This is a genomic window from Candidatus Accumulibacter contiguus (assembly GCF_012940005.1).
Lineage (GTDB): Bacteria > Pseudomonadota > Gammaproteobacteria > Burkholderiales > Rhodocyclaceae > Accumulibacter > Accumulibacter contiguus.
Map to the genome: position 1 here is coordinate 65,043 of NZ_SPMX01000002.1, position 22,123 is coordinate 87,165.

Sequence of the window (22,123 nt, forward strand, 5' to 3'; positions counted from 1 at the left end):
CACGAATGCCGGCTTAGGCCATGTGCAGGCTAGCCGGACCTACGGGCTTGCCTCCTAAGCTCGCTGCCGGCGCCGCCTGAAACCGAGTGCCGCCAGACCCATGCCCAGCAAGCCGAGCGTGGCCGGTTCGGGCACCGCCGTCGCAGTAATGCCAATGCCGGGGATCGGCGTGTTATTCGATTGGTCGGGATCACCAAGGGACCCATGGGATGAGCCCGTACACTGGGTTTCGCCGACGCTGGCGGCGAAGGTGGCAACTTCGCCATAGCCACCATAGCCGCAATCGGTAGTTGTTCCATAATCGCCATGCGCGTAGCCAACCAGATCATAGACGATACTGGTTGACTGCCCCGAATTCAGGATGCCAAGATCGACGTTAACGTAAGTGCCGTTCCAGAAATAGCTGGAGCCGGATTGCGTGGCCCCATCCAGGATGGTTCCGCTCGTCGTCAGGGTACCATCACTTTTGATCTCGGCTTCGCTCTTGAACAAGGAGGTTGTACCGTCACGGGTAATGCTTGCTTTGTATCCTGCGGAACCCGTGCCACCGGCACCATTGTCGCTTGCCGACAAGCTCCCATAATAGATGAAGAAGCTGAAGGCGTAGTGCTGTGCGACACCGCTGTCATTGGTAATACCCCAGGAGCGAATGAAATGCCCGCTGCTGTCAAACTTGCCGCTGCCGTCACCGCTGGCGCGGTAAGGACCCACCGCGTTGCCAAAAGACGAACCGTTAGCAAAAAAGATGCCGCTGCTACTGTTAGCGTTAGCAGACGTGAAGCTTGAACTGGTATTCGGACCGTCTGTGCCGGGTGTGCCGCCGACAGCCATAGCCTGCGCGTCGGCACTCAGCCCGTCGACAACCGTCGCCCCGGCGGGCAGTGCGAGCAGCATACCTACGCTCGCCAGGAGAACCGCCAGCTGCTTTGGCGAAGCGAGACTAACATCCTTTTTCATGGTGACTCCTTCAGATGATCACTTTTTGACGAACCGTAAAGAGCAGCCGCCAATCCTCGCCCCAAACACGAAGCTGCATACCACTCTCTGCCGTCAACAAAAGCAATAATTGCGCCAATTTTTGGAACCGTAAAGATACTCCTTTAAATTCAAATAATTGGTTTAATTTCTTTTGGAAGCACGCGAGACTATTCGGCAGTGTCCAAGCCGGCGCTGTAAAAAAATCCGACAGTGGTAGCGCGCAGCAGGTCCGAGAGCTGCCCCCAGTTCTGAAAACCAGGTCCACTATACTTTTACGATCAAGGACTGCTTGCGAGACCCAGGCACCTCTGCCTTGAGGGCATCTGCGGGATATGGGTTCAGGAATTCCGAGCTGCACTGCGCATCGGCTCGCAGCCAGTCGTCGTAGCGATCCTCGTGCAGGATGACCACCATCCGCTTTTCATCCGTGGGCTTGTGGAACTGGCGCATCAGCGGATGGGATTCCGCATTGATGGTCAGCATCGTGAAACTGTGCATGGCCTTGCCCTGAGGTGATTGCCAACAGGACCACAGGCCGGCGACCCCCATGGGTTGGTCATCGGCACGGGCAATGCGCGTGGCTACTGCTTTGCCGGAACGCCAGTCTGGTTCATAGATGGCGTCGGCTGGCACGATGCAGTGATGCGACTTTTTCCACGCATCACGAAAACTGGGCTTCATTGCGACAGTCTCAGATCGGGCGTTGTAGGTTTGCCGGGCGATCCTGGTGTCGGTGGCCCAATGCGGGATCAGTCCAAAGGAACCCAGCAGTACTTCACGTTCGGGGAGCACTTCGTCGCCAAGGTCAACGAATTCTTGCCGACGAATGAACGGGCCCAGGTAGCCGGGCCACATATCCCACTTGCCACCTTCCGGGACGTCGTCCAGTCGAAAGTGGCTTTTCAATATTTGTCGGTCTTTGACGGATTCGAAATGGCTGCACATCGCGCCATAATATCAACACGACCGGGCATGAGGAAGTCGGCGGATGGACCGCCTACACAAGGCGCCATGGCGGATGAAACTACGGAACCCCAGCCGATCCGACCCAGCGCAGGCGCGCTTCGAAACCACCGCCGCTGAGGTTCTCGACCTCCAAGCACGCCGCGTGCAATTCGGCGATGCGCTGGACGATGGCCAACCCCAGTCCACTGCCTTCGGCATGGGCATCGCGACCGCGATAAAAGCGTTCGGCAAGCCGCGACAACTCCTCCGGCGCGACGCCCGGCCCGTCATCGGCGACGCCGAGCAGGATGTCGCCGTTCCGCCGCTGTACGAAAAGTGTGACCTGCGTTCCCGGCGGCGTGTAACGCAGGGCGTTATCGAGCAGATTGCGCAGCACGATTTCCAGCAGCTCTCCGTCACCCCGGACCAGCAAGGGCGTCGCACTGGCCTGCAGGTGAACCGACCCGGCGTCGGCGGTCACTGCTGTTTCGACCAGCAGCCTGCGCGCCAGCTCGCCGAGATCGACCTTGCCTGCACTGGGCAGTTCCGCGAGGGGATCGAGACGAGCCAGGCGCAGCAGTTGCTCGAGTACCCGCGCGGCACGGTCGGCTCCGCACACGATCTGCTGCAAGGCGTGCTGGCGATCGTCGGGATTCCTGCTCAACTGCGCCACCTGCGCCTGGACCTTGACCACCGCCAGCGGCGTACGCAACTCGTGCGCGGCATCGGCAGTGAAGCGCCTTTCCTTGTCCAGTGCGTCAGCAAGCCTGGCCAGGAGCCGGTTGAGGGCGGCAAGCAGCGGCTGCACTTCGCGTGGTGCAGTGCGCCTGGCCAGCGGTTTGAGGTTTTCCGGCGAACGTGCAGCCACATCGGCGGCCAGGTCGTCGAGCGGCTTCAGTCCACGCCGCACCGAAAAGTAGATCAGCAGCAGCAGTAGCGGTGAAATCAGGGCGATCGGCAGGACGGTCTTGCTGGCCACTTCAAGTGCCGCACGGTCGCGCAGATCGATCGACTGCGCGACCTGCACCCGATAGTCGTCAGAAGGCGCGGCAATGGTCAGCACCCGCCAGGGGTGGCCGTGATGGGCGATATTCTCGTAACCCGGCGCGGCTGCCAGAGAGCTTGCCGGTGCGTACTCCGAGCGCAGCAACAGCGACCCATCGGCACGCCCGATCTGGAACTCTAGAGGCGACTCGTAGGGACGGTCTTCACTGCTGCGCGCCAGTGCCAGACGTGTCGCCAGATCTGCCAGGTGGCTCTCGTTGTCGCGGATCAGCGCCAGCAACAAGCGGGCCGATTGCGCCAGATGTCCATCCATCAGTTCTTCGGCTTCGTGCCGGGCCTGACCGTAACTGAGGATGGCGATCAGACCCCAGACCAGGAAGGCGGTAGCAAAAACGGCGCGCAGCAGGCGCCAGCGCAGTGACTGGCCGGACATGCCGGGGGCAGTGCCCGGCATCAGCGAGTGTCGTCCAGACGGTAGCCGAGGCCGCGAACGGTGCGAATGAAGTCGGCACCAAGCTTCTTGCGCAGTTGGTGAATATATACTTCGACGGTGTTGCTGCCGGTTTCTTCGCCCCAGGCGTACAGACTTTCTTCGAGCTGGCTGCGCGAGCGAATGTGCTGCTTGTGGCTGAGCAGGTCATGCAGCAGTGCGTACTCGCGAGCCGACAGGGGGACTGGCTGGCCGTCGCGGGTCACACGTTTGCTGGCCGGATCGAGCATCACGCCGGCATGCTCCAGGATCGGCGTCGAAGTGCCGCCAGCACGGCGAATCAGCGCCCGCAGACGCGCCTGCAGTTCCAGAAGATCGAAGGGCTTGGTGAGGTAGTCATCGGCGCCGGCATCGAGCCCGGCGATCTTGTCGGCACTGCTGTCGCGGGCGGTGAGGATCAGTATCGGCAGGGGATTGCCACGCTGCCGCAGTTCCTTCAGTACCGACAGCCCGTCGCGCTTCGGCAGACCGAGATCGAGAACGCAGGCCTGATAGGCATGGTCGAGCAGCGCCAGGCGTGCAGCCTCTCCGTCATGCACCCAGTCGACCGCATAATCGGCCAGCTTGAGACCGGCACGGATGCCGTCTCCAAGCATGACATCATCTTCAACCAGCAGAATGCGCAATGACTCGTCTCTCTTTCCGAAGCCGTGGATCGTTTCGCATTCTCACGCCGGGCAAGCGCATGGAAATGCTTGCGTGCTGGACAAGCGTGGGAGCACACCGGTTCCTCAAAGCCAGCGCGCCAGAACCGAATACAGTTCGGCCTATCAGTCCTGCCGCGCTGGTGCCGATGACGAATCGCCGGGCCCGGAGCGGTGCTGCTGCTGGTACCGGCCTGGCTCGCCGATAGCTTCGGATCAGCAGATAGCGGAGCAGGGTCACCAGATGGTGCAGCACATACCAGCTCAGCAGCAGCGCAGGCGGCGCCAGCGACCAAAGGGCAAACAGGATCAGCGTCGAACCGATCATCGACATCGCCAGGGTATGTGGCGTCAGCTGGTAGACCATGGCGATCTGCTCGGCGAATATCCGCGTATCGATGTCGTCATGTTCACTGACGGGGTGAGCCATGGGCGGTGTTCCTGAGCGTTGTATCAACTTTACAGTCTATAGCCGAAACGCTTCAGCAATTGTGCCGTTTCACACAGCGGCAGACCCATCACGCCGCTGTAGCTGCCGGCAAGATACTCGATGAACATGCCGGCACGCCCCTGGATGCCGTAAGCGCCAGCCTTGTCCATTGGTTCACCGCTGGCGACATAGCGACGAATCTCGCCATCATCGAGTGGGCGAAAACGCACTTCGCTGATCGACAGGGCCAGTTCGATGCGATCTTCGAAGCCGATGGCTACTGCCGTCAGGACTCGATGCGTGTTGCCGGAAAGACGCTTCAGAATACGTTTGGCATCCTCTGCGTCATGCGGTTTGCCGATCAGTTCGCCGGCCAGTTCGACCGTGGTGTCCGCGGCCAGGACCGGTTGCGAAAAGAGCTTTCGCCAACGGACAACACTACAGCCGTGTTCCGCCTTGCTGCGAGCGATACGCTCGACGTAACTCGTCGGGTTCTCGCCAGGCAGCGGCGTTTCGTCCAGGGCGGGGTCGTCACGGGGTGAATTGCGCGGCACAAGGGTATCGAAACCGAGGCCGATTTGCGCCAGCAACTCGCGCCGACGTGGGCTGCGTGACGCCAGATGCACGCGCAAATACGGCATATCGACGGACATCAACCTTCCCTATGATAAGGATGCTTGCGGACGATGCTGATTGCGCGATACAGCTGCTCGCAGAGAATCAAGCGCGCCAGGGCATGCGGCAGGGTCAGACTCGACAGGCGGATTGCTTCGTCGGCCTGTCGTTTCAAGGCCTCGTCAATGCCATCGGCACCGCCGATGACGAAGGCTGTCGCCCCCCCGGAACGCATCCAGCGGGCGAGGCGATCGGCAAGCTGCAGCGTCGGCAGATCGACACCGCGCTCGTCAAGTACGACCATTCGCTGATAACCCTGCAGTGCCGTCAGCAGGCGGACTTTCTCGGCGGCGAGCAATTGTTCGCGACTTTTCGATCCCCGCGGTTCCGGTTTGACTTCGACGATCGACAAAGGCAATTCGCGCGGCATGCGTTTGACGTACTCGGCGCAACCCTGGGCCACCCATGCAGGCGGCTTGTGGCCGACCGCGAGGATGGCGAGTTTCATTCTTCGCCTGTAGCCGTGGCCTCTGCGGGAAGCCGCTGCACGCGTAGCGGCCCCTTGCCGCCCCACAGTTCTTCCAGCTTGTAATAGCTGCGAACCGCCGGCTGCATGACATGCACGATGATGTCTCCGAGGTCAACCAGCACCCACTCGCCAATTGCCTCGCCTTCGCAGGAAAGGACTTGCCCGCCGGCGGAACGGACCTTGTCCTGAACGTTTTGGGCCAGCGATTTGACCTGACGGTTGGAGTCGCCACAGGCGATGACCATGCGGTCAAAAAGTGCGGTCAGGCGACTGGTATCGATCACCTCGATATCACGGCCCTTGATGTCTTCGAGCGCGTCGACCACGAGTTTTTCCAGTTGGGGCAATGGTATGGGCAAATCAGTACTCCGGGTAAAGGTGTTTGGTAAGAATATAAGCGATCACTTTGTCAGGCAGCAAATAGCGGGGACTGCTGCCTTTCGCCAGCAGGCCGCGAATCCCGGTTGCCGAGATCGCCAACTGAGTCATCGTAAAAGTGACGATACGTCCGGCAGGTGACTCGGCCAGTGTCGCCGGGCTGGCCGAGAAGCGATCGCGATAGCAACTCGCCAGTTCCGCCGGCAGACAGGCGCTATCGATCGAAAAACCGGGACGCTGCGCAACAGCGAGGTGTGCCAGATCGAACAGTGACCGCCAGCGATGCCAGCCGGGCAAGCCGGCAAAGGCGTCGGCACCGATCAGCAGCACCAGCGGCTGTTGCCGACCACACTGATCGACCTGGCGCAGACGTTCGAGGGTCGGCACGGTGTAACTTGGCCGATCTGCTTCGACCTCGGCGGCATCGATCGTAAAGAGCGGGTTGTCGGCAATCGCCAGGCGCACCATTGCCAGCCGCTGCCGTGCAGTCACTTGCGGCGATGCGCGCAGAGCCGGCCGGCCGGCCGGAATCCAGCGCACGCCAGCGAGCTCGAGACTGTCGGCGGCCTCTTCGGCAAGACGCAGGTGGCCGAAATGAACCGGGTCGAAGGTGCCGCCGAAAATTCCCAGCGGCCGCTTGCCGGGGCGATCAGGCATCGTCTTCAAAGGTAACGAAAACGTCGCGGTAACTGATGTAAAAGCTGGCAAACAACGTTGGCGCGAGAACGAGAATCAGCAACACCGTCATCACGATCGCCAGCAGCGCTGCGCTGCCGGGTAGCAGGGTCGCCAGAATGCCGAGGATGAGCCCGGGCACCAGTGTCGCGACGACGATGATGGCCAGCGAATACACCAGAAAAGCGCGCCAGTTGCGCAGGCAGGCGACGAAACTGAAGAAAAGCGCCTTGGCCGGCGACAAGCCATGCCAGCCGGCGAGCACCGGGGCATACCAGTAGGCCATCATCAACGGGCACAGGAAGATCAGCGCGATCTGGGTGGCCAGCAGCAAGCTGCTATCGTTCACCACCTCTTCAGCGGGTTTCTGGCCGGCCAGCATCATCGCCATCAACGCACCGCCGTCGGCCAGCGCCGAAACGGCGAGAATCCCGATCGTTGCCGCCAGATAGATGGCACCCAGAATCAGCAAGCCGCGCAGATTACTGGCAAAACCCGAGAACAGGAGTTGCGGAGACAGGGGTGAGCCGTGATCGATCCTGCGGCAGGCATTCATCAGACTGACCGAAAAGGCGGGGATGCACAGCGTCGTCGCCACGGTGCCGAGCACCGGGATGATATTCACCAGAGCCATCAACACCCAATAGCTGACGACCAGCAAAGTCAGCATCAGGTGATTTTTGCGATAAATCCGGAAACCATCGGTCAGCCAGCGCCAGCCTTGCGCGGCGGGGAGAGTCAGTGCTTGCATGTCGTCAGGTCGCTTCAGGCGGCAATGAAAAGGTCACGATAGGAGGCGTATACCGAGCCGGCAAGCACTGGCCCGAGGACCAGGAAGCCGAGCCCGACGGGCAACGCAGCGAAGAAGCAGAGTACCAGGCTGATCAGGCCATAGACCAGAAAAACCGGGGTGTTCTTGAGACAGGCATGGAAGCTGGCCTTGAGCGCGTCGACCGGCTGCAGCTTGTTGAAGACCACCAGCGCCGGTGCAAACCAGATGGCCATCACGATCGGTACGCAGAGCAGCAGCGACAGCAGCGTGCCCAGCAAGAAGCCGCCGAAAGCGATGCCGACAGCGACCGGATTGCCCATCATCATGCCGGCAACACCACCGCCGACGAACAGGATAAGCAGCAGGAACACGCCGAGCATGGCCAGCATGTAGAGCACCCCGAGCATCAACAGGCCAGCGGTGTTGCTCTGGAAACCGGCGAAAAGGTCGCTGATTTCGAGCGCCTCGTCGCGCTCGACTTTCCTGCAGCCGAGCAGCATTCCGGCAATCAGCAGTGGCGTCAGCAAATAAACCGCGAGCTGACCAAACCAGGGGACGATCGCCAGGCCAAACAGGATGACGATCAGAATCACCGTGATCGCCATCCAGACCCCCGGATTGACGATGAAGATCGCCCAGCCCTGTCTGAGCCAGTCGAAGGCGTTGCCGACATCGACGTGGCGACTGGCACCGTTGAACATCGGCGCGGGGATAGGGAAGTTTTCCTTGAGCATGTGGGTGCAGACCTAAAGGTAGCTGATGCTGGCCGCCCTGGTGGCTGTGGCAAGACAGGCATGGCGACTGTCCAGCGCGCGCCGCGCCAGCAGGAGGCTGCGGTAGGTATCCGGATCGCGTTCGATGACCAGTTCTCCAGGACGTGGCAAATGGTGATCGTACAGGCGCGAAGCCCAGAAACGCAGTGCCGCTGCACGCAACAGCGTCGGCCAGGCGGCCTGTTCGCTGGCCAGTAACGGACGCCACCGGCCATAAGCGGCAAGCAGTGTGGTACTACGTTCGGCGTCCAGCCCGGCGGTCGCGGTGGCACACCAGTCGTTGACGGTCACCGCCAGATCGAACAGCAGGTCGTCAACGCCGGCGAAATAAAAGTCCAGCAAGCCGCTCACCTGCTCGCCGACAAAGAGAACATTGTCGCGAAACAGATCGGCGTGAATGATGCCGCGCGGCAGGCCGGTCGGCCGTGCGCTTTGCTGATACCGTACTTCGTCGCGCAGCAGCGCGGCATCGTCTTGATCCAGCCAGGGCTCGAGATGCATGGCAACGCACGCGCACCAGGCAATATCGCGTTGATGCGCCAACTGGACAGGGCAGGTTTGCGCGGCGAGGTGCAGCTTCGCAAGCATCTCGCCGATCGCCGCACATTGCGCCAGGGTCGGGCTGCTCTCGGCGCTCCCCGGCAGCCGGCTGACGATCACTGCCGGCTTGCCCTGAAGCTGGCCGACATACTCGTTACGGCGGTTGGCCACAGGTGCCGGACAGGGGATACCCTGTCCAGCCAGGTGCGCCAGCAGTTGCATGTGGAAGGGAAGCTGCTCGCCGGGCGCCTGCTCGAAAATGGTCAACACGTAGCGGCCAAGCGTCGTGTCGAGAAAGAAGTTCGAGTTCTGGACGCCTTCGGCAATCCCGGAGAGCTTTTCCAGGGTGCCCAGCTCGTAGTCCTCAAGCCAGGCTGCCGCCTGCTCGGTGCTCAGTGGGGTGAAAACCGACATGGCGCTCCAGCACGGGTTGACGGCAACAAGAACGGATGGGCAGGATCGGCAGTCAAAAAGTCCCGATCACCCAGGTGGGGACGCTGATTTCGGGAGACCCCATCGTCTCCCTGCTGAAGTTTCCGTCACCCTCCCGGTCCACCAGATAGTAGGGAACGCCGTGCGCCGGTGTCACCTTGATTTTGTAGAGTTTGCCTTTGATCCGGTGTTCCTCGACGGTATCGCCTTCGCGTTTGATGATCGTCACCTCGGGTTCCAGCGCCGCATCCAGAGGGGCCATCTCCGGCGGTGCTGGCGGGACTGCCGGCAGGGGTTGCAAATCCGCCCGGTTCTGGGCAAGGGCTGGCGCGGCAGCGAGCATCAGCAGGGCAGAGATGGCAAGAACGCGAGGCATGAGGAGTTTCCCTGGGTGATTAATCGATCAGTGAGCAGTTCACCAACCAGCAAGGAGGATTGTAGTACAGATTGCGAAGCAGCCTGCGCTTGCCGAGCCAGTGGCGACTGGGTCGGCTCACAGAACTCTGCGATAATGCCGTGAAATCGCCGACGGGCTGTAGCGACCGGTTCATGGTCATGCGCTCCGGTGACGAAGCCCTTGCATACCTTTATGGCCCGCCCATGCCCACCCTGCTACTGGTCGACGGATCGTCCTACCTCTATCGCGCTTTTCATGCCATGCCCGACCTGCGCACGACGCAGAACGAGCCGACGGGAGCGATCCATGGCGTGCTGAACATGCTGCGCCGCCTCGAAAACGACTACCAGGCGGCTGGAATCGACTACAAGGGCTGCGTCTTCGACGCCAAGGGCAAGACTTTTCGTGATGACTGGTACCCACAGTACAAGGCCAACCGCCCGCCAATGCCCGACGACATGATTCGCCAGATCGAACCCCTGCACGCGGCGATCGCGGCGCTCGGCTGGCCGCTGCTGATGTTCGACGGTGTCGAGGCCGACGACGTGATCGGGACGCTGGCAGTGCAGGCGGCGGCGCAAGGTGTGCAGGTGGTGGTATCGACCGGCGACAAGGACCTCGCGCAACTGGTCGGCCCACGCGTCAGGCTGGTCAACACCATGAGCAGCGAACTGCTCGACGAAGCCGGCGTGATCGGCAAGTTCGGCGTGCCGGCCGGACGCATCGTCGACTACCTGGCGCTGATCGGTGACACGGTCGATAATGTTCCCGGTGTCGACAAGGTCGGCAGCAAGACGGCGATCAAGTGGCTGGAGCAGTATGGCTCGCTCGACGGGATCATCGCTGCCGCGCCTGACATCGGCGGGGTCGTCGGGCAGAACCTGCGGCGCGCACTCGATTTCCTGCCGCTGGCACGCCGCCTGGTGACGGTACGCTGTGACCTCGACCTGGCGCTGGCGCCGACCGACCTCAAACCGCGGCCCATCGATCGCGAACGACTGGTCGAGATTTTCTCGCACTACGAGATGCGCAGCTGGCTCAAGGAAGTACAGGGCGATCGCGCCAGTCGCATGCCGACGGACGATGGCGCGCTGCCGGCCACCGCGCCGAGCACCCAGGCCGACCTGTTGGCCGACGCTGCGCACCGCGCGGCTTACCAAACGATCCTCGACTGGCCGGCTTTCGAGCGCTGGCTCGAGAAGATCGGGCACAGTCCCTTGACCGCGCTCGATACCGAAACCACCAGCCTCGACCCCTTTGCCGCCCGCCTCGTCGGCGTGTCACTGGCGGTCGGGCCCGGTGCAGCGGCCTACCTACCGCTCGCCCACCACTACCCCGGAGCACCAGCGCAACTGCCTCGCGACGAAGTGCTGGCGCGTCTCAAGCCCTGGCTCGAATCGCCACGACACGCGAAGATCGGCCAGCACCTCAAGTACGACCAGCATGTACTGGCCAACCACGGCATTCATCTCGCCGGTGTGGCACACGACACACTGCTGCAATCGTACGTCCTCGAATCCGGCAAGGACGGCGTTCGCGGCCACGATCTGGGTCAGCTCGCGACTCGTCACCTCGGCCTCGCGACGATCCCCTACGAAGTGCTCTGCGGCAAGGGAACGAAGCAGATCGGTTTCGACCAGGTGGCGATCGATCAGGCATCCGAGTACGCCGCCGAAGACGCCGACCTCTGCCTGCGCCTGCATGAACGGCTGTATCCGCAGATCGCCGCCGACGCCGGTCTGTTGCGGGTGTATCAAGACATCGAAATACCGGTACGCGACATCCTCTTTCGCATGGAACGGACCGGCGTACTGATCGATACCGAGTTGCTCAAGCAGCAGAGCCAGGAAATCGGCAAGCGCCTGCTCGAGATCGAAGCACGGGCGTACGCCGCCGCTGGCCAGCCGTTCAACCTCAACTCGCCGAAACAACTGGCCGAAATCCTGTTCGACAAGCTTGGTCTACCCGTGAAAAGGAAGACTGCCTCGGGAACGCCGTCGACCGACGAGGAGGTGCTCTCCGAACTCGCACTCGACTATCCATTACCGAAGATCCTGCTCGAATCGCGACAACTCGCGAAACTCAAGGGCACCTATACCGACAAGCTGCCGAAAATGGTCAATGCCGACAGCGGCCGCGTGCACACCAGCTACGCGCAGGCGGTCGCGGTCACTGGCCGGCTGGCATCGAGCGACCCCAACCTGCAGAACATCCCGGTGCGTACCGCCGAAGGACGGCGTATCCGCGCGGCCTTCATCGCGCCGCCGGGCAGTTGCATCGTCTCGGCCGACTATTCACAGGTCGAATTGCGCATCATGGCGCACCTCTCGGAAGACATGCGCCTGCTCGAAGCCTTTGCTCAGGGCGAAGACGTGCATCGTGCCACCGCCGCCGAGATTTTTGGCGTTGCGCCGGGCGATGTAGGTCCCGACCAGCGGCGCGTCGCCAAGGTCATCAACTTCGGGCTGATCTACGGCATGAGCGCTTTCGGCCTCGCTCGCCAACTCGACCTGACACGCGGTGCGGCGCAAGCGTACATCGAGCGCTATTTCGCGCGTTACCCCGGCGTCGCCGCTTACATGGAGAAAACACGCACGACGGCCAAGGCCCAGGGCTATGTCGAAACCGTTTTCGGGCGTCGCCTGTGGCTGTCCGAAATCCATTCCAGCCTGGCCGCGCGTCGCCAGGGCGCCGAACGCGCAGCGATCAACGCGCCGATGCAGGGATCGGCCGCCGACCTGATCAAATCGGCGATGATCGTCGTGCAGGGCTGGCTCGACGCCGAGCGTTTGCAGGCGCGGCTGCTGATGCAGGTGCATGACGAACTCGTCCTCGAAGTACCGGACGACGAGTTGCCCCGAGTCCGTGCCGAATTACCGCGCCTGATGACCGAATGGGCGAAGCTGCGCGTGCCGCTGCTGGTCGACGTCGGTGTAGGCGCGAACTGGGACGAGGCGCATTGACTCGGATCACCGCCGCGATGTTGCTGCTTCTGACCGGTCTGCTGTCCGCCTGCGGCAGCGCGCCGGACAAAATCGCGGTCTACCAGAACGAAGGTTTCGAGGCCAACGAGACCTTCTCGCGCTTGTTCGACGCCAGCGTCGAAGCGACCTGCGAAGCCGCGCGGCGGGCACTGCTCAGCCAGGGCTACCTGCCGACCACGGTGAAGTCCGATTTCATCAGCGCCAGCAAGAATTTCCAGCCCGCGGGCGAGGTGCATGTGCAGATCGCATTTCATGTCGTATGTGCCCCGGAAGGCCGTCTCGGCAAGCTCTCGACGGCGTACGTCAATGCCATCCAGGACCGTTACGCACTCAAGAAGAACCCGAACTCGACGACCGTCGGCGTCAGCGCGATCGGATCGGTATCGATCCCGCTGACGCCAAGCGAAGATTCGCTGGTCAAGGTGGCCAGCGAAACGATCCCCGCCGGACCGTTCTACGACCGCTTCTTCGCACTGATGCAGCGCAACCTCACCCAGCACGAGGACGAACAGTAGCCACGGGCACGGGAGAATGGGCGCCAACGGCGATGGTTATGGTGGATGGCAAAGGATGCATCGTGCTGATCAACGCCCAGGCCGAGCGTGTGTTTGGCTACCCCCGCGAAGAGTTGCTTGGACAAACGATCGAGAAGCTGCTGCCGGAGCACTTTGCGGGAAAGCATCCTGGATCCCGTGAAGGCTTCTTTTCCGACCCCCGACCACGACCGATGGGGATTGGACGCGACCTTTTCGCGCGTCGTTCCGACGGGACCGAGTTTCCCGTCGAGATCGGCCTGAACCCGATCGAAACCGAGGAAGGGATGATGGTGCTGGCCTCCGTGCTCGACATCACCGAGCGCCAGCGAGCGCAACAGAAACTGGAGAAAGCACTGCAGGAAAAGACGGTGTTGCTCAACGAGGTGCACCATCGGGTCAAGAACAACCTGCAGGTCATTGCCAGCATGCTCAACCTGCAGGCCACGCATGTCGGCGACCCACGCCTGCGCGCCATCCTCGCCGAGAGCCAGAGCCGTGTGCGCGCGATGGCGCTGACCCACCAGTTGCTCTACGAACGCAAGGATTACTCACGAATCGATCTCGGTGAATACCTCGACCGGCTGACGCAGTTGCTCGGCAGCTATCGCCAGGGCAATGGCAAGATCGTCCTGCGCCGCTTGCTGCCGGAGACCCCGCAGTACGTCAACTTCGAGCGCGCCATCCCCTGTGGCCTGGTGGTCAACGAACTGGTCAGCAATGCCTTTAAACATGCCTTCCCTGACGATCGTGCCGGGGAGATCCGCATCGAACTAGGCACCAAGGATGGCCAGGCCGAGCTTCTGGTCGCCGACAACGGCGTCGGTCTGGCGGCCGATTTCGATCTGACGAAGGTCAAGTCGCTCGGTCTGCAACTGGTACCCTTGCTGGTTGAACAATTGGGCGGCACTTTCACTGTAGAACCCGGGCCCGGGGCGCGCTTCTGCCTGCGCTTTCCGAGCGATGCCCCAAGGAGGGCAGCCTCATGATCAGTACTTCACTACCCATCAAGCTGATGCTTGTCGAGGATGAACGCGTTGTCGCTTTCGACCTCAAGAACCAGTTGCAATCCTTCGGCTACGTCGTCGGCGCAATGGTGGCGAGCGGCGAGCAGGCCCTGCAGCGCGTCGCCGAGGTGGCCCCCGACCTGGTGCTGATGGACATCCACCTCGAAGGCAAGATGGACGGCGTCGAGACGGCGACCGAAATCCAGTTGCGTCACCAGATTCCCGTGATCTATCTGACCGCTTACGCCGAGGATGACACCCTGCGCCGCGCCCTCGCCAGCCAACCTTTCGGCTATCTGGTCAAGCCCTGGGACGCGCGCGAATTGCACGCCACGATCCAGATGGCGCTCGCCCGGCGCGAGGTCGAGGTAGCCGTGGAAAGCAGCGAGCTGCGCCTCAAGCTGGCCATGGAGGCCGCTTCACTGGGCGTTTTCGAATGGCTGCCGCAGTTCAACCGGATGCGTGGCGACGGGCATCTCGGCGCGCTGTTCGGCGATCGACCGGTGCCGCTCGATGAAGCCTGGGATAATTTTCTTGTGCGAGTCGATGACGACGACCGCGACCGGGTCATCGCCAGCCTCTCGGAAGCACTGACCTGTGGCAGCGCGGTGCGCATCGAGTTCCGCACCGCGCGCACCAACGACGGCCCACATTTTCTCGAAGCCAACGTCAAGGCCTACCCCGGCACCAACGCCCAGCGACGCGTCCTCGGCGTCCTGCAGGATATCAGCGAACGCCGTCGCACCGAGGACCGCTTGCGGCAGTCCGGCGTGGTCTTTCATTCCGCCGCCGCGGCGATCGCCATCGTCGATGTCGAGCGCCGTGTCGCCGCAGTCAATGCCGCTTTCACGCGCATCACCGGCTACAGCGAGGCCGAGGCGATCGGTCTCGACCTCGATCTGCTGCTGCGCGTGCAACGCGGCAAACAGGTCGGCAGCGAGGGCTTTTTCGGGCAGCTCGCGCTTGCCGCCGACGGTTTCTGGGAAGGCCAGGTCTTCTGCCAGCGCCGCAATGGCGAATCGTTTCCAAGCTGGCAGAGCGTCAGCGTCGTACCGAGTGCGGCCGGGAAAGCCGACAATTTCGTGATCTCCTTTTCCGACGTCAGCGACATCCACCTCGCCAACGAGAAGCTCAAACATCTCGCGCATCACGATTCGCTGACCGGCCTGCCCAACCGCCTGCTCTTCAACGACCGCTTCGAGCAGGCGATCAAGCTGGCGCGCCGGCAGAAGAATCGCTGCCTGCTGCTGTTTCTCGACCTCGACAATTTCAAGGTATTGAACGACACCCTCGGCCATGACGTCGGCGACGAACTGCTGCGAGTCGTCGCTCGCCGTCTGCGCGACGCCTTACGTGGCAACGACACGGTGGCCCGGCTGGGCGGCGACGAGTTCGTGCTCGTTGCCGGCAGCGCCAGCCCGGACTACGGCGCCGAACTCGCGCGCAAGCTGCTCGATACCCTGCGCGCACCGGTCAGTCTGGTCGGTGAAGAGATCACCGTGTCGGTCAGTATCGGCATCGCGGTTTTCCCGGATGATGGCCGCGACGTTCCGCTGCTGATGCGCGCCGCCGACATTGCCATGTATTCGGCCAAGGCGGCCGGGCGTGACCGCTTTCGTTTCTATTCGCTGGACATGGCCGAACGCAGCAACGAACGCTTGCAGATCGAACAAGGCCTGCGCCGCGCCATCGAAATGGACGACCTGCAGCTCCACTATCAGCCGCAGGTCAGCCTCGCCGAGCGGCGCGTCATCGGCGTCGAGGCGCTGGTGCGCTGGCCACACCCGCAGCTTGGGATGATGCCGCCGGCACGCTTCATCCCGATCGCAGAAGAGAGCGGTGTCATCGACAGCCTCGGGCGCTGGGTGCTCGAGCGCGCCTGCCGTGAGGTGCTGGGACTGCACGACGACAACGGTCGGCAGTTGCGCCTGGCGGTCAATGTCTCGGCCCGTGAGTTCACCGGCGACGACTTCATTGCCACCGTTAGCGATACCCTGGTGCGCACCGGTTTTCCGGCAACGGCGCTAGAACTGGAGATCACCGAAAGCACGCTGCAGGTGATCGGGCGCAGCGTCGAAATCCTTCGCGAACTCAAGGCCCTCGGCATTGCCATCAGCATCGACGATTTCGGTACCGGCTACTCTTCGCTCAGCGTGCTGCGCGATCTGCCGATCGACCGCATCAAGATCGACCGCTCATTCATCCACGACGTGCCGGAAAACCCGCAAGGCATCGCCATCGTCGAGGCCATCGTCGCGCTCGCCGATTCCCTGCGCATGGACATCATCGCCGAGGGAATCGAGCGCCCCGAACAGGCAGCCAGCCTGCTACGCCTGGGCTGCAGTGGTGGGCAGGGTGATCTGTTCAGCCGCCCGATCGCGAATCCGGAGTTGGTGCGCCTGCTGGCCAGCGCCGCGATTGGCCACGAGCCAGGCGATTGAAATCGCCTTCGCGGTAGTCATGAAATGACGGGCAGCTTGAATTTGCGCTGAATCTTGGCCAACAGGGCAGCGATCGGACCCAGCCGGGGATGACGCTGGTCCTTGGCCAGCAGCATCTGGTGGTAGCGATGCGCATCGCGCAGCTTGTCGGCGTCCACCCCATTGGTATAGACATCGAGGAGCAGTGCGTAGGCCGCGTTGGCAACGATCTGCAGGTTGCCGGGCAGACGTTCCGCCGCCTCCCTGAGCATTGCTGCGGCGGTTCTGAAATCGCCGGACTGCCCCTTGCGGACCGCCTCGTCGTTGATCTGGATGACCTCGGCGTTGCTGTTGCTGACCAGATATTCCGCACGCTCGGCATTGCCGTGGGTTTTCATCATCTGGGTGATGCTGGCATGCAGGACGCTCTGGTCCGGGTTGTTCTGGACGACATCCTTGAGCATCTGCTCGGCCTCGTCCTGTCTGCCGTGCACCAGGCAGGCCTTGGCGACGGCCAGCTTCGCCGCTTCCGAAATGCCCTGTGCCCCCCCTTGCATGGCGCGCTCCAGCGCCTGCTGCGCCAGCTCCGGGTTGCCCGCCTTGTGCTGCGCGACCGCTTCCACCGCGGCCAGCAAGGTGGTATCGCCGACATTCCTGAAGCTGGTCTTGGCTTCCGTGATCAGCGCAATCGCCTTTTCGGTATCACCGAGTTCGGTCAGCGCGTTGCCGAGACTGGCGTAGTCGCCGAGGTCACGCAAGGGCGAATTGCGCGTCTTCTGCACAACGGTACGCAGTGCTTTCTCGACGCGGCCGAAGTCTGCTGCCTCCTCGGCAATGCCGGCGATCGCACGATGGCGAGCCAGTGCATTGGGGGACAACTCGCAGGCCTTGTCGAGAATCCGCAGAGCGTCGTCAGCCTCTCCGCATTCCCGGTGCAGGCGGCCCAGTGCATCGTAGGCTGCCAGGAAACGCGGCGTCTCGGCAAGCAGCTCATTGAGCGCAAGCTTCGCCTGCTCCGGCTGGCCACTGCCCTGATACGCCTTGGCCAGCCCCAGTTTCGCCCAGGGCATCGAGCGCATCTGCAGCGCGCGCCGGTAAAACTCGATGGCCTCGTCGAAGCGATTGGTCATGAGCAGCGCGTTGCCCTTGATGCGCATGGCGTCCAGCAGGTACTTGTCCCTGGCTGCGATGATTTCGTCGCAGGCCGCAATCATTTCCTGCCAGCGTCCTTGGTCCTGCAGTTTGTCGATGCGCGCCAGCCGCTGCTTCTTGTCCAGCAAGCGGTCGATACGCGATTTGAGGGCATCAGCGGTAAAGGGTTTCAGCAGGTAGTCATCCGGCAGACATTCGGCCGCGGTGATCACCGAAGTGTAGCCCTGTTCGGCGGTGATCATGAGGAACAATGTCGCCCGGCTGATGATCCCGCTCGATCGAATATATTCGAGAAACTGCTGTCCGTCGGTCGCGCCACCGAGGTAGTAGTCGCAGAGAATGATATCGAAGCGATTGCTGGTCTTGAGCAGGTCGAGCGCATCCCGAACGGTCGCCGCGACGCTGGTCTGCTCGACACCCAGACTGCTCACCTGGCTGCGGATCGAGCTACGCATCTCAGCCACGTCGTCGATGATCAGGATGCGTTTGTTTCGGTAAGGCGAGATGATGGCCATTGCTGTGTAGCGCCCTGGAGACTTCCTGGATGGTAAGCGGATTTCAGCGGTCCTGGCTGCTGGTGTGACTGACAGGTCTGTGGATTTCAGACCCACGTTCCACAAGTGTAACTTGTGATAGATGCGATGCAAGCAAGTCGGCTCGAAAATGCCGATCAGGGTCAGGAGGTCGGCGAGTCAAGTACATGGAGGTTTGTGAAGGCATCGGAAATGTAAGCTTTCAGACCAACTCTCCTCCTCGCTCGAACGCGCGATAGTGCGGATGATCCGCGACGGCCAGCATTTCTCGATCCCCGGCCGAATCGCCATAGGCGTGCAACTCGACGCCAGACAAATCGCCCAGCAATGACTCGAGGCGCCTGACCTTCTCGGCCCCGCGACAGTTGGGCCCTGCGAGTTTTCCGTCAAATACGAGATGGCGCCGTGCCAGCGTCGTGCACAGGAGGTCATCGAAGCCAAGTTTTTCGGCCACCGGGGTCAGATACAAATCCAGCGAAGCGCTGACCATGACGATCCTGTGCCCGCGCTCCCTGTGCCACTCGACGCGTCGCAAGGCTGCTGGACGAAAGAGAACTTCGATAGCGGCAGCGTGTGCCTTTCCGGCATCCCGCAGACGCTCGACGGACTCGCCGAGGAAAAGGGCCTCGACGATTTTTTCCTTGAAACGATCCCGATCCGAGAGGCACGCCGCAACCTTGAGCGCTTCCGGGGTCAGCCGCAAGAAGGCCAAACGGACGCGGGATCGCCCGAAGGTGCTTTCCAGGAACGGGACGAAGGTGTCCCTGGTGGTCATCGTGATGTCGAAATCGAAAGCTGCAACCACCGGCCGCCCACTGCCAGTCTTCATGGACAGTCCACCATCTGCACGACGACGAGCCTTCCCCCATCGCCTTTGGCAAGCAGCAACTGTTGACCGTCCTTGAGTTCCACTTTCCCGCCAATGGGCACGGGGGTCTTCGTCGAGACCTCAGTAAGGTCGGGCAGGCCCTCGTTCACGAGCCACCAGATGTCCTTGTGCAGGACGAAGTAGCCGACGCGCTTTTTCTGGGTATCGGTCAATTTCTCGTTCGGGGCAAGCAGCCTGTTGGCATGCCACAGGAAAAGTGACTGCCCCGTCCAGACCATCAGGCGATGATTGTCAGGACGGTACTGCCCCTCCCTGCGTGAGGAATACAGGTTGAGCACCGGCAACTTGCCTTGGTAGGGAGTGCCACAGAAGGGACAGCGAGGCTTCGTCGAATTGTCGAAAACATACCATTTCTGGGCGCAGTCAGGATTCCGGCAAGGCTGGATGAGGTCGACCGTTTTCACCAGGGCGGTTTCCCAATCATCGGCCGAAGGACGCTCTGCCGGGTCGTGCAGGCCCTCCACGAAGGCTTTGAGGAATAGCTTCGAGAGGTAGGGACCGGTGACGGTGTAGGGGATGATCGACGTGTCCGCCCATGGCAACTCGGTCGGTTTGGCGTCCGCCACCTTGATGCGGTTGCTCGTATCCGTAGGATGCTCGACAAAAAGGGATTTCTCGCCCATGGTGAGGGCCTCGTCGCGCTGCTCGTCGTCCACATCGTGCACCTTTCCCCCCCGCAGCGGATGGCGATAAAGCAGGTACATGTAGATGAGTACCGCCAAGGCGTGCTGGTCCGTTTCGCGGCGCGGGAGTTTGCGGTTCGGGTCGTCCCTGGCCAGATGGTTCGTCATCACCACTTCGGGAGCAATGAAGTCGGGAGTACCAACGACGTCGGGAGGATACTTCGGGGGTACCACGAGGCCGTCCACATCAATGACGCAGGCAAGACCTCTGGAGGGGTCGACCAGCACGTTCTTGTACGACAGGTCCGAATGGGCGAGCCCGGCCATGTGCATTCGACGAATCGCGCGTGCCAGAAGCAGGCACACCCTGAGATGATTGAGCCAGTCGCCGAGCTCGCGAGGGTCCATGAAGCGGTTTCTGAGGTTGGCCGCCGCAAACCACTTCCCCTCTTTATCCTTCCCCTTGATGCCGAGCATATCGTTGTTCTTGGAACCATGCTCGAAGAAAAAAATGTTTCGGGTAGGTAGGGGCGACGATCCCGATGCGCTCTCCATACAGGAGTACCCCTCTCGGCCAGCAGAAGAGATTCTTCCAGTAATCGCCACCCACGCCGCTGAAGATGCTCTCCCACTTGGCCGAGGCGATTTCCTTGAGACGATCCTTCTGTGCTTCGAAATCCGCTCGCGACTGGTAAAAACTGTTCTCTTTCTTGAAGAAAGCGACGACGTACGATTTGTCGGGCGACATATAGACGTCCTTCATCGCCCCGGAAGCAATGATTTCGTCGACGAATTCCACGTTCTGCCCGTCCAATGTCTTGCATCTGACAACCGTTGCCATCAACGGCCCCTAGGAAACACAGGCGTAGAGAACGGCAATTGTGCGGTCGTCATGATGTCCCGGAGCAAAGAAGTCGAGCCATTGTATTAAAGCCTTCTCGGGTTCCGGTGATGCCAGGAAAGGGCTCATCTCTTCCCATAGAGCATCCCATTTCCTTGCATCGATCAGACCGTTGTCGGTCTCGAATCGCGGATCGGAGATCCCGTCGGTCATGAGGAATACCGCGCACAGGTCCGTGTAGCGGCCGACACCCACGCGTTTACCGAAAGCATGGTCGGTCATGGCCGCGCGATCAAGAAAGCGAGTCTGGCCTGCAAAATCGCCACCGTCTGGCGTACCCATCAGGCGGACTTTCCCTTGCGGGCCATAGGCGGCGATCGCCCCGTCACCCAACCAAAAGCTTGCGAGAAAGGTCTCGCTTCCCTGACGCTTGCTTACCGCGGCGAGCAAGGTGGTTGCATAATCCTTGGCCGGCATGCCCTTGGCCTGTGCCTCTGCGTCTATCGCCTGGACGGCCAGGCTGCCCATCTTGTGAAAAAGGTAATGGAATTCGTCGCCGACCACCTTTCCGGCGACCGCCGGTTCTTCATCCCATTCGGAAATCGCGGTGTCCATCCTTGCTCCGAAGTCTCCCGAGAGACTGGAGACGAGATGTCTGCCCGCCACTTCTGCTGCCAGTTTCGAACCCCATCGGGAATTCTTCGCGCTGCCCGCTCCGTCGGCCACGATCAGAACGCTCCAACCCGAATCCGCGTCGTGGTGGACGAAAAAATCGTCGTCACGAAACGTACCGGCATGCTCGTGTGAACGTCCTCTCCGGCTGGCCGCAGCAATTCGGAAACCGTCGCCATCGACCGTCGTTCCATCCGTATTCGTCTTGAAATAGGGATCGTCGGCCGGTGGATCGACCTTCTTCCAAAGGCTGCGCGGATCTGGATTGACAATGAGAAGGCATTCTCCCGACACCCATGATGTGCGGTCGGCTGTCCATTGAAGGCTGATTTTGTAGTCTCCACCGACGACGGGCACCCCTCGTAACTCCACGTCGTCGTACACCTCCAGCCCCACCAGTTTGGAAGGCAGGCGCACATCCCGGACGCGCACGGGTGCGCCGGAGGAGTCGGTCCCTTCGATTTTCCCTGCGTAGGACTGTCCGGCCTTGGCGTTGGGGATGTGGAAGGAAGCTGTCGGTTGAGTGAGGATCCTGGTATCGGCGGGATCGACCGAGTCGCTTGCCGACACCTCCGGAGAAACCATCGACTCCAGCCGAGGGTTGGCCTGGCGCAGACGCGTGCCGCCTTTGAGTTTCTTGCCGGTGCGTTTCGTCCAGATCTGCATCATGGCAACGGCGAACGCAAAAGCCGCGTCGAACACCTCATCGCTCTGGATGAACTCTTCGAGCAAGGCGGGAGAGACCACACCGCTGTCGAAAAACGGCTGGTCGTTTGGCGCAAAAAGTCCTCGAACGAGGTTTTCGATCTGCGGCCTGAAGCTTTCGCGCTTGTCGCCGGCCATCTCTTGCGAGGGAATGTTCATTT

20 protein-coding genes and 2 pseudogenes are annotated in these 22,123 nt (G+C 61.7%); 5 read left to right on the top strand and 17 right to left on the bottom strand.

Features of this window, described 5'->3' with window-relative positions:
• Positions 1-54: 54 nt before the first annotated feature.
• From E4Q08_RS00630 to E4Q08_RS00690, 13 genes are all read right to left on the bottom strand, one after another.
• A complete protein-coding gene (locus E4Q08_RS00630; RefSeq protein WP_034908857.1) occupies positions 55-957 on the bottom strand; it encodes a PEP-CTERM sorting domain-containing protein in 903 nt (300 codons plus the stop codon).
• 285 nt (positions 958-1,242) lie between these two features.
• Positions 1,243-1,923 carry an SOS response-associated peptidase gene (locus tag E4Q08_RS00635; protein WP_034908859.1) on the bottom strand — a complete coding sequence of 227 codons (681 nt, stop codon included), beginning with the start codon at positions 1,921-1,923 and terminating at the stop codon, positions 1,243-1,245.
• Between the two features lie 79 nt (positions 1,924-2,002).
• Positions 2,003-3,382 (bottom strand): ATP-binding protein, encoded by a 1,380-nt coding sequence (locus tag E4Q08_RS00640; protein WP_169068986.1) that lies wholly within the window; start codon positions 3,380-3,382, stop codon positions 2,003-2,005.
• Positions 3,382-4,044, bottom strand: coding sequence for a response regulator transcription factor (locus E4Q08_RS00645; protein WP_034908860.1), 663 nt, complete (start codon positions 4,042-4,044; stop codon positions 3,382-3,384). The genes E4Q08_RS00640 and E4Q08_RS00645 overlap by 1 nt, the downstream gene beginning before the upstream one ends.
• Positions 4,025-4,492: a hypothetical protein gene (locus E4Q08_RS00650; RefSeq protein ID WP_169068987.1), complete on the bottom strand. Its 468-nt coding sequence runs from the start codon at positions 4,490-4,492 to the stop codon at positions 4,025-4,027. The genes E4Q08_RS00645 and E4Q08_RS00650 overlap by 20 nt, the downstream gene beginning before the upstream one ends.
• Positions 4,493-4,521: 29 nt before the next feature.
• Positions 4,522-5,145: a Maf family protein gene (locus tag E4Q08_RS00655; protein ID WP_169068988.1), complete on the bottom strand. Its 624-nt coding sequence runs from the start codon at positions 5,143-5,145 to the stop codon at positions 4,522-4,524.
• Positions 5,145-5,615: a 23S rRNA (pseudouridine(1915)-N(3))-methyltransferase RlmH gene (rlmH, locus tag E4Q08_RS00660; RefSeq protein WP_169068989.1), complete on the bottom strand. Its 471-nt coding sequence runs from the start codon at positions 5,613-5,615 to the stop codon at positions 5,145-5,147. Before rlmH ends, E4Q08_RS00655 begins: the two co-directional genes overlap by 1 nt.
• Positions 5,612-5,989, bottom strand: a complete 378-nt coding sequence (gene rsfS, locus E4Q08_RS00665; protein ID WP_169069003.1) for a ribosome silencing factor — start codon at positions 5,987-5,989, stop codon at positions 5,612-5,614. Before rsfS ends, rlmH begins: the two co-directional genes overlap by 4 nt.
• Positions 5,990-5,996: 7 nt before the next feature.
• The gene (gene nadD / locus E4Q08_RS00670; protein ID WP_169068990.1) at positions 5,997-6,671 is read right to left on the bottom strand and encodes a nicotinate-nucleotide adenylyltransferase; all 675 of its coding nucleotides are present in this window, start codon (positions 6,669-6,671) and stop codon (positions 5,997-5,999) included.
• Positions 6,664-7,440, bottom strand: a complete 777-nt coding sequence (locus tag E4Q08_RS00675) for a BPSS1780 family membrane protein (RefSeq protein WP_169068991.1) — start codon at positions 7,438-7,440, stop codon at positions 6,664-6,666. Before E4Q08_RS00675 ends, nadD begins: the two co-directional genes overlap by 8 nt.
• A 14-nt stretch (positions 7,441-7,454) precedes the next feature.
• On the bottom strand, positions 7,455-8,195 hold the full coding sequence (locus tag E4Q08_RS00680) for a BPSS1780 family membrane protein (RefSeq protein WP_034920254.1): 741 nt from the start codon (positions 8,193-8,195) through the stop codon (positions 7,455-7,457).
• A gap of 12 nt (positions 8,196-8,207) precedes the next feature.
• Positions 8,208-9,188 carry a homoserine kinase gene (locus E4Q08_RS00685; RefSeq protein ID WP_169068992.1) on the bottom strand — a complete coding sequence of 327 codons (981 nt, stop codon included), beginning with the start codon at positions 9,186-9,188 and terminating at the stop codon, positions 8,208-8,210.
• A 52-nt stretch (positions 9,189-9,240) separates the two neighbouring features.
• Positions 9,241-9,582 carry a DUF2782 domain-containing protein gene (locus E4Q08_RS00690; RefSeq protein WP_034920250.1) on the bottom strand — a complete coding sequence of 114 codons (342 nt, stop codon included), beginning with the start codon at positions 9,580-9,582 and terminating at the stop codon, positions 9,241-9,243.
• A gap of 224 nt (positions 9,583-9,806) precedes the next feature.
• On the opposite strand from E4Q08_RS00690, the gene polA reads away from it, so the two are divergent.
• The 5 genes and pseudogenes from polA to E4Q08_RS00710 all read left to right on the top strand — a co-directional run bounded on the left by polA (position 9,807) and on the right by E4Q08_RS00710 (position 16,568).
• Positions 9,807-12,566, top strand: coding sequence for a DNA polymerase I (polA, locus tag E4Q08_RS00695; RefSeq protein WP_169068993.1), 2,760 nt, complete (start codon positions 9,807-9,809; stop codon positions 12,564-12,566).
• Positions 12,563-13,102 carry a DUF2242 domain-containing protein gene (locus tag E4Q08_RS00700; RefSeq protein WP_248594607.1) on the top strand — a complete coding sequence of 180 codons (540 nt, stop codon included), beginning with the start codon at positions 12,563-12,565 and terminating at the stop codon, positions 13,100-13,102. The genes polA and E4Q08_RS00700 overlap by 4 nt, the downstream gene beginning before the upstream one ends.
• Before the next feature lie 26 nt (positions 13,103-13,128).
• Positions 13,129-13,455: pseudogene (locus E4Q08_RS25940) on the top strand (PAS domain S-box protein); the annotation flags it as partial.
• Entirely contained in the window at positions 13,435-14,109 is a 675-nt protein-coding gene (locus E4Q08_RS25945; RefSeq protein WP_353739868.1) for a sensor histidine kinase, read from the top strand. The pseudogene E4Q08_RS25940 and the gene E4Q08_RS25945, both read left to right, overlap by 21 nt.
• Positions 14,106-16,568 carry a two-component system response regulator gene (locus E4Q08_RS00710; protein WP_248594608.1) on the top strand — a complete coding sequence of 821 codons (2,463 nt, stop codon included), beginning with the start codon at positions 14,106-14,108 and terminating at the stop codon, positions 16,566-16,568. Before E4Q08_RS25945 ends, E4Q08_RS00710 begins: the two co-directional genes overlap by 4 nt.
• A gap of 17 nt (positions 16,569-16,585) precedes the next feature.
• Here E4Q08_RS00710 and E4Q08_RS00715 read toward each other — a convergent pair whose 3' ends face one another.
• The 4 genes and pseudogenes from E4Q08_RS00715 to E4Q08_RS00730 all read right to left on the bottom strand — a co-directional run bounded on the left by E4Q08_RS00715 (position 16,586) and on the right by E4Q08_RS00730 (position 22,121).
• Positions 16,586-18,214, bottom strand: a complete 1,629-nt coding sequence (locus E4Q08_RS00715) for a tetratricopeptide repeat protein (RefSeq protein WP_034914096.1) — start codon at positions 18,212-18,214, stop codon at positions 16,586-16,588.
• A gap of 220 nt (positions 18,215-18,434) precedes the next feature.
• Entirely contained in the window at positions 18,435-19,061 is a 627-nt protein-coding gene (locus E4Q08_RS00720; RefSeq protein WP_034914099.1) for an HAD-IB family hydrolase, read from the bottom strand.
• Positions 19,058-20,585 (bottom strand): annotated as a pseudogene (locus tag E4Q08_RS00725) (helix-hairpin-helix domain-containing protein). The gene E4Q08_RS00720 and the pseudogene E4Q08_RS00725 overlap by 4 nt, the downstream one beginning before the upstream one ends.
• A 9-nt stretch (positions 20,586-20,594) precedes the next feature.
• Entirely contained in the window at positions 20,595-22,121 is a 1,527-nt protein-coding gene (locus E4Q08_RS00730) for a PP2C family serine/threonine-protein phosphatase (RefSeq protein WP_034914105.1), read from the bottom strand.
• Positions 22,122-22,123 lie beyond the last annotated feature (2 nt).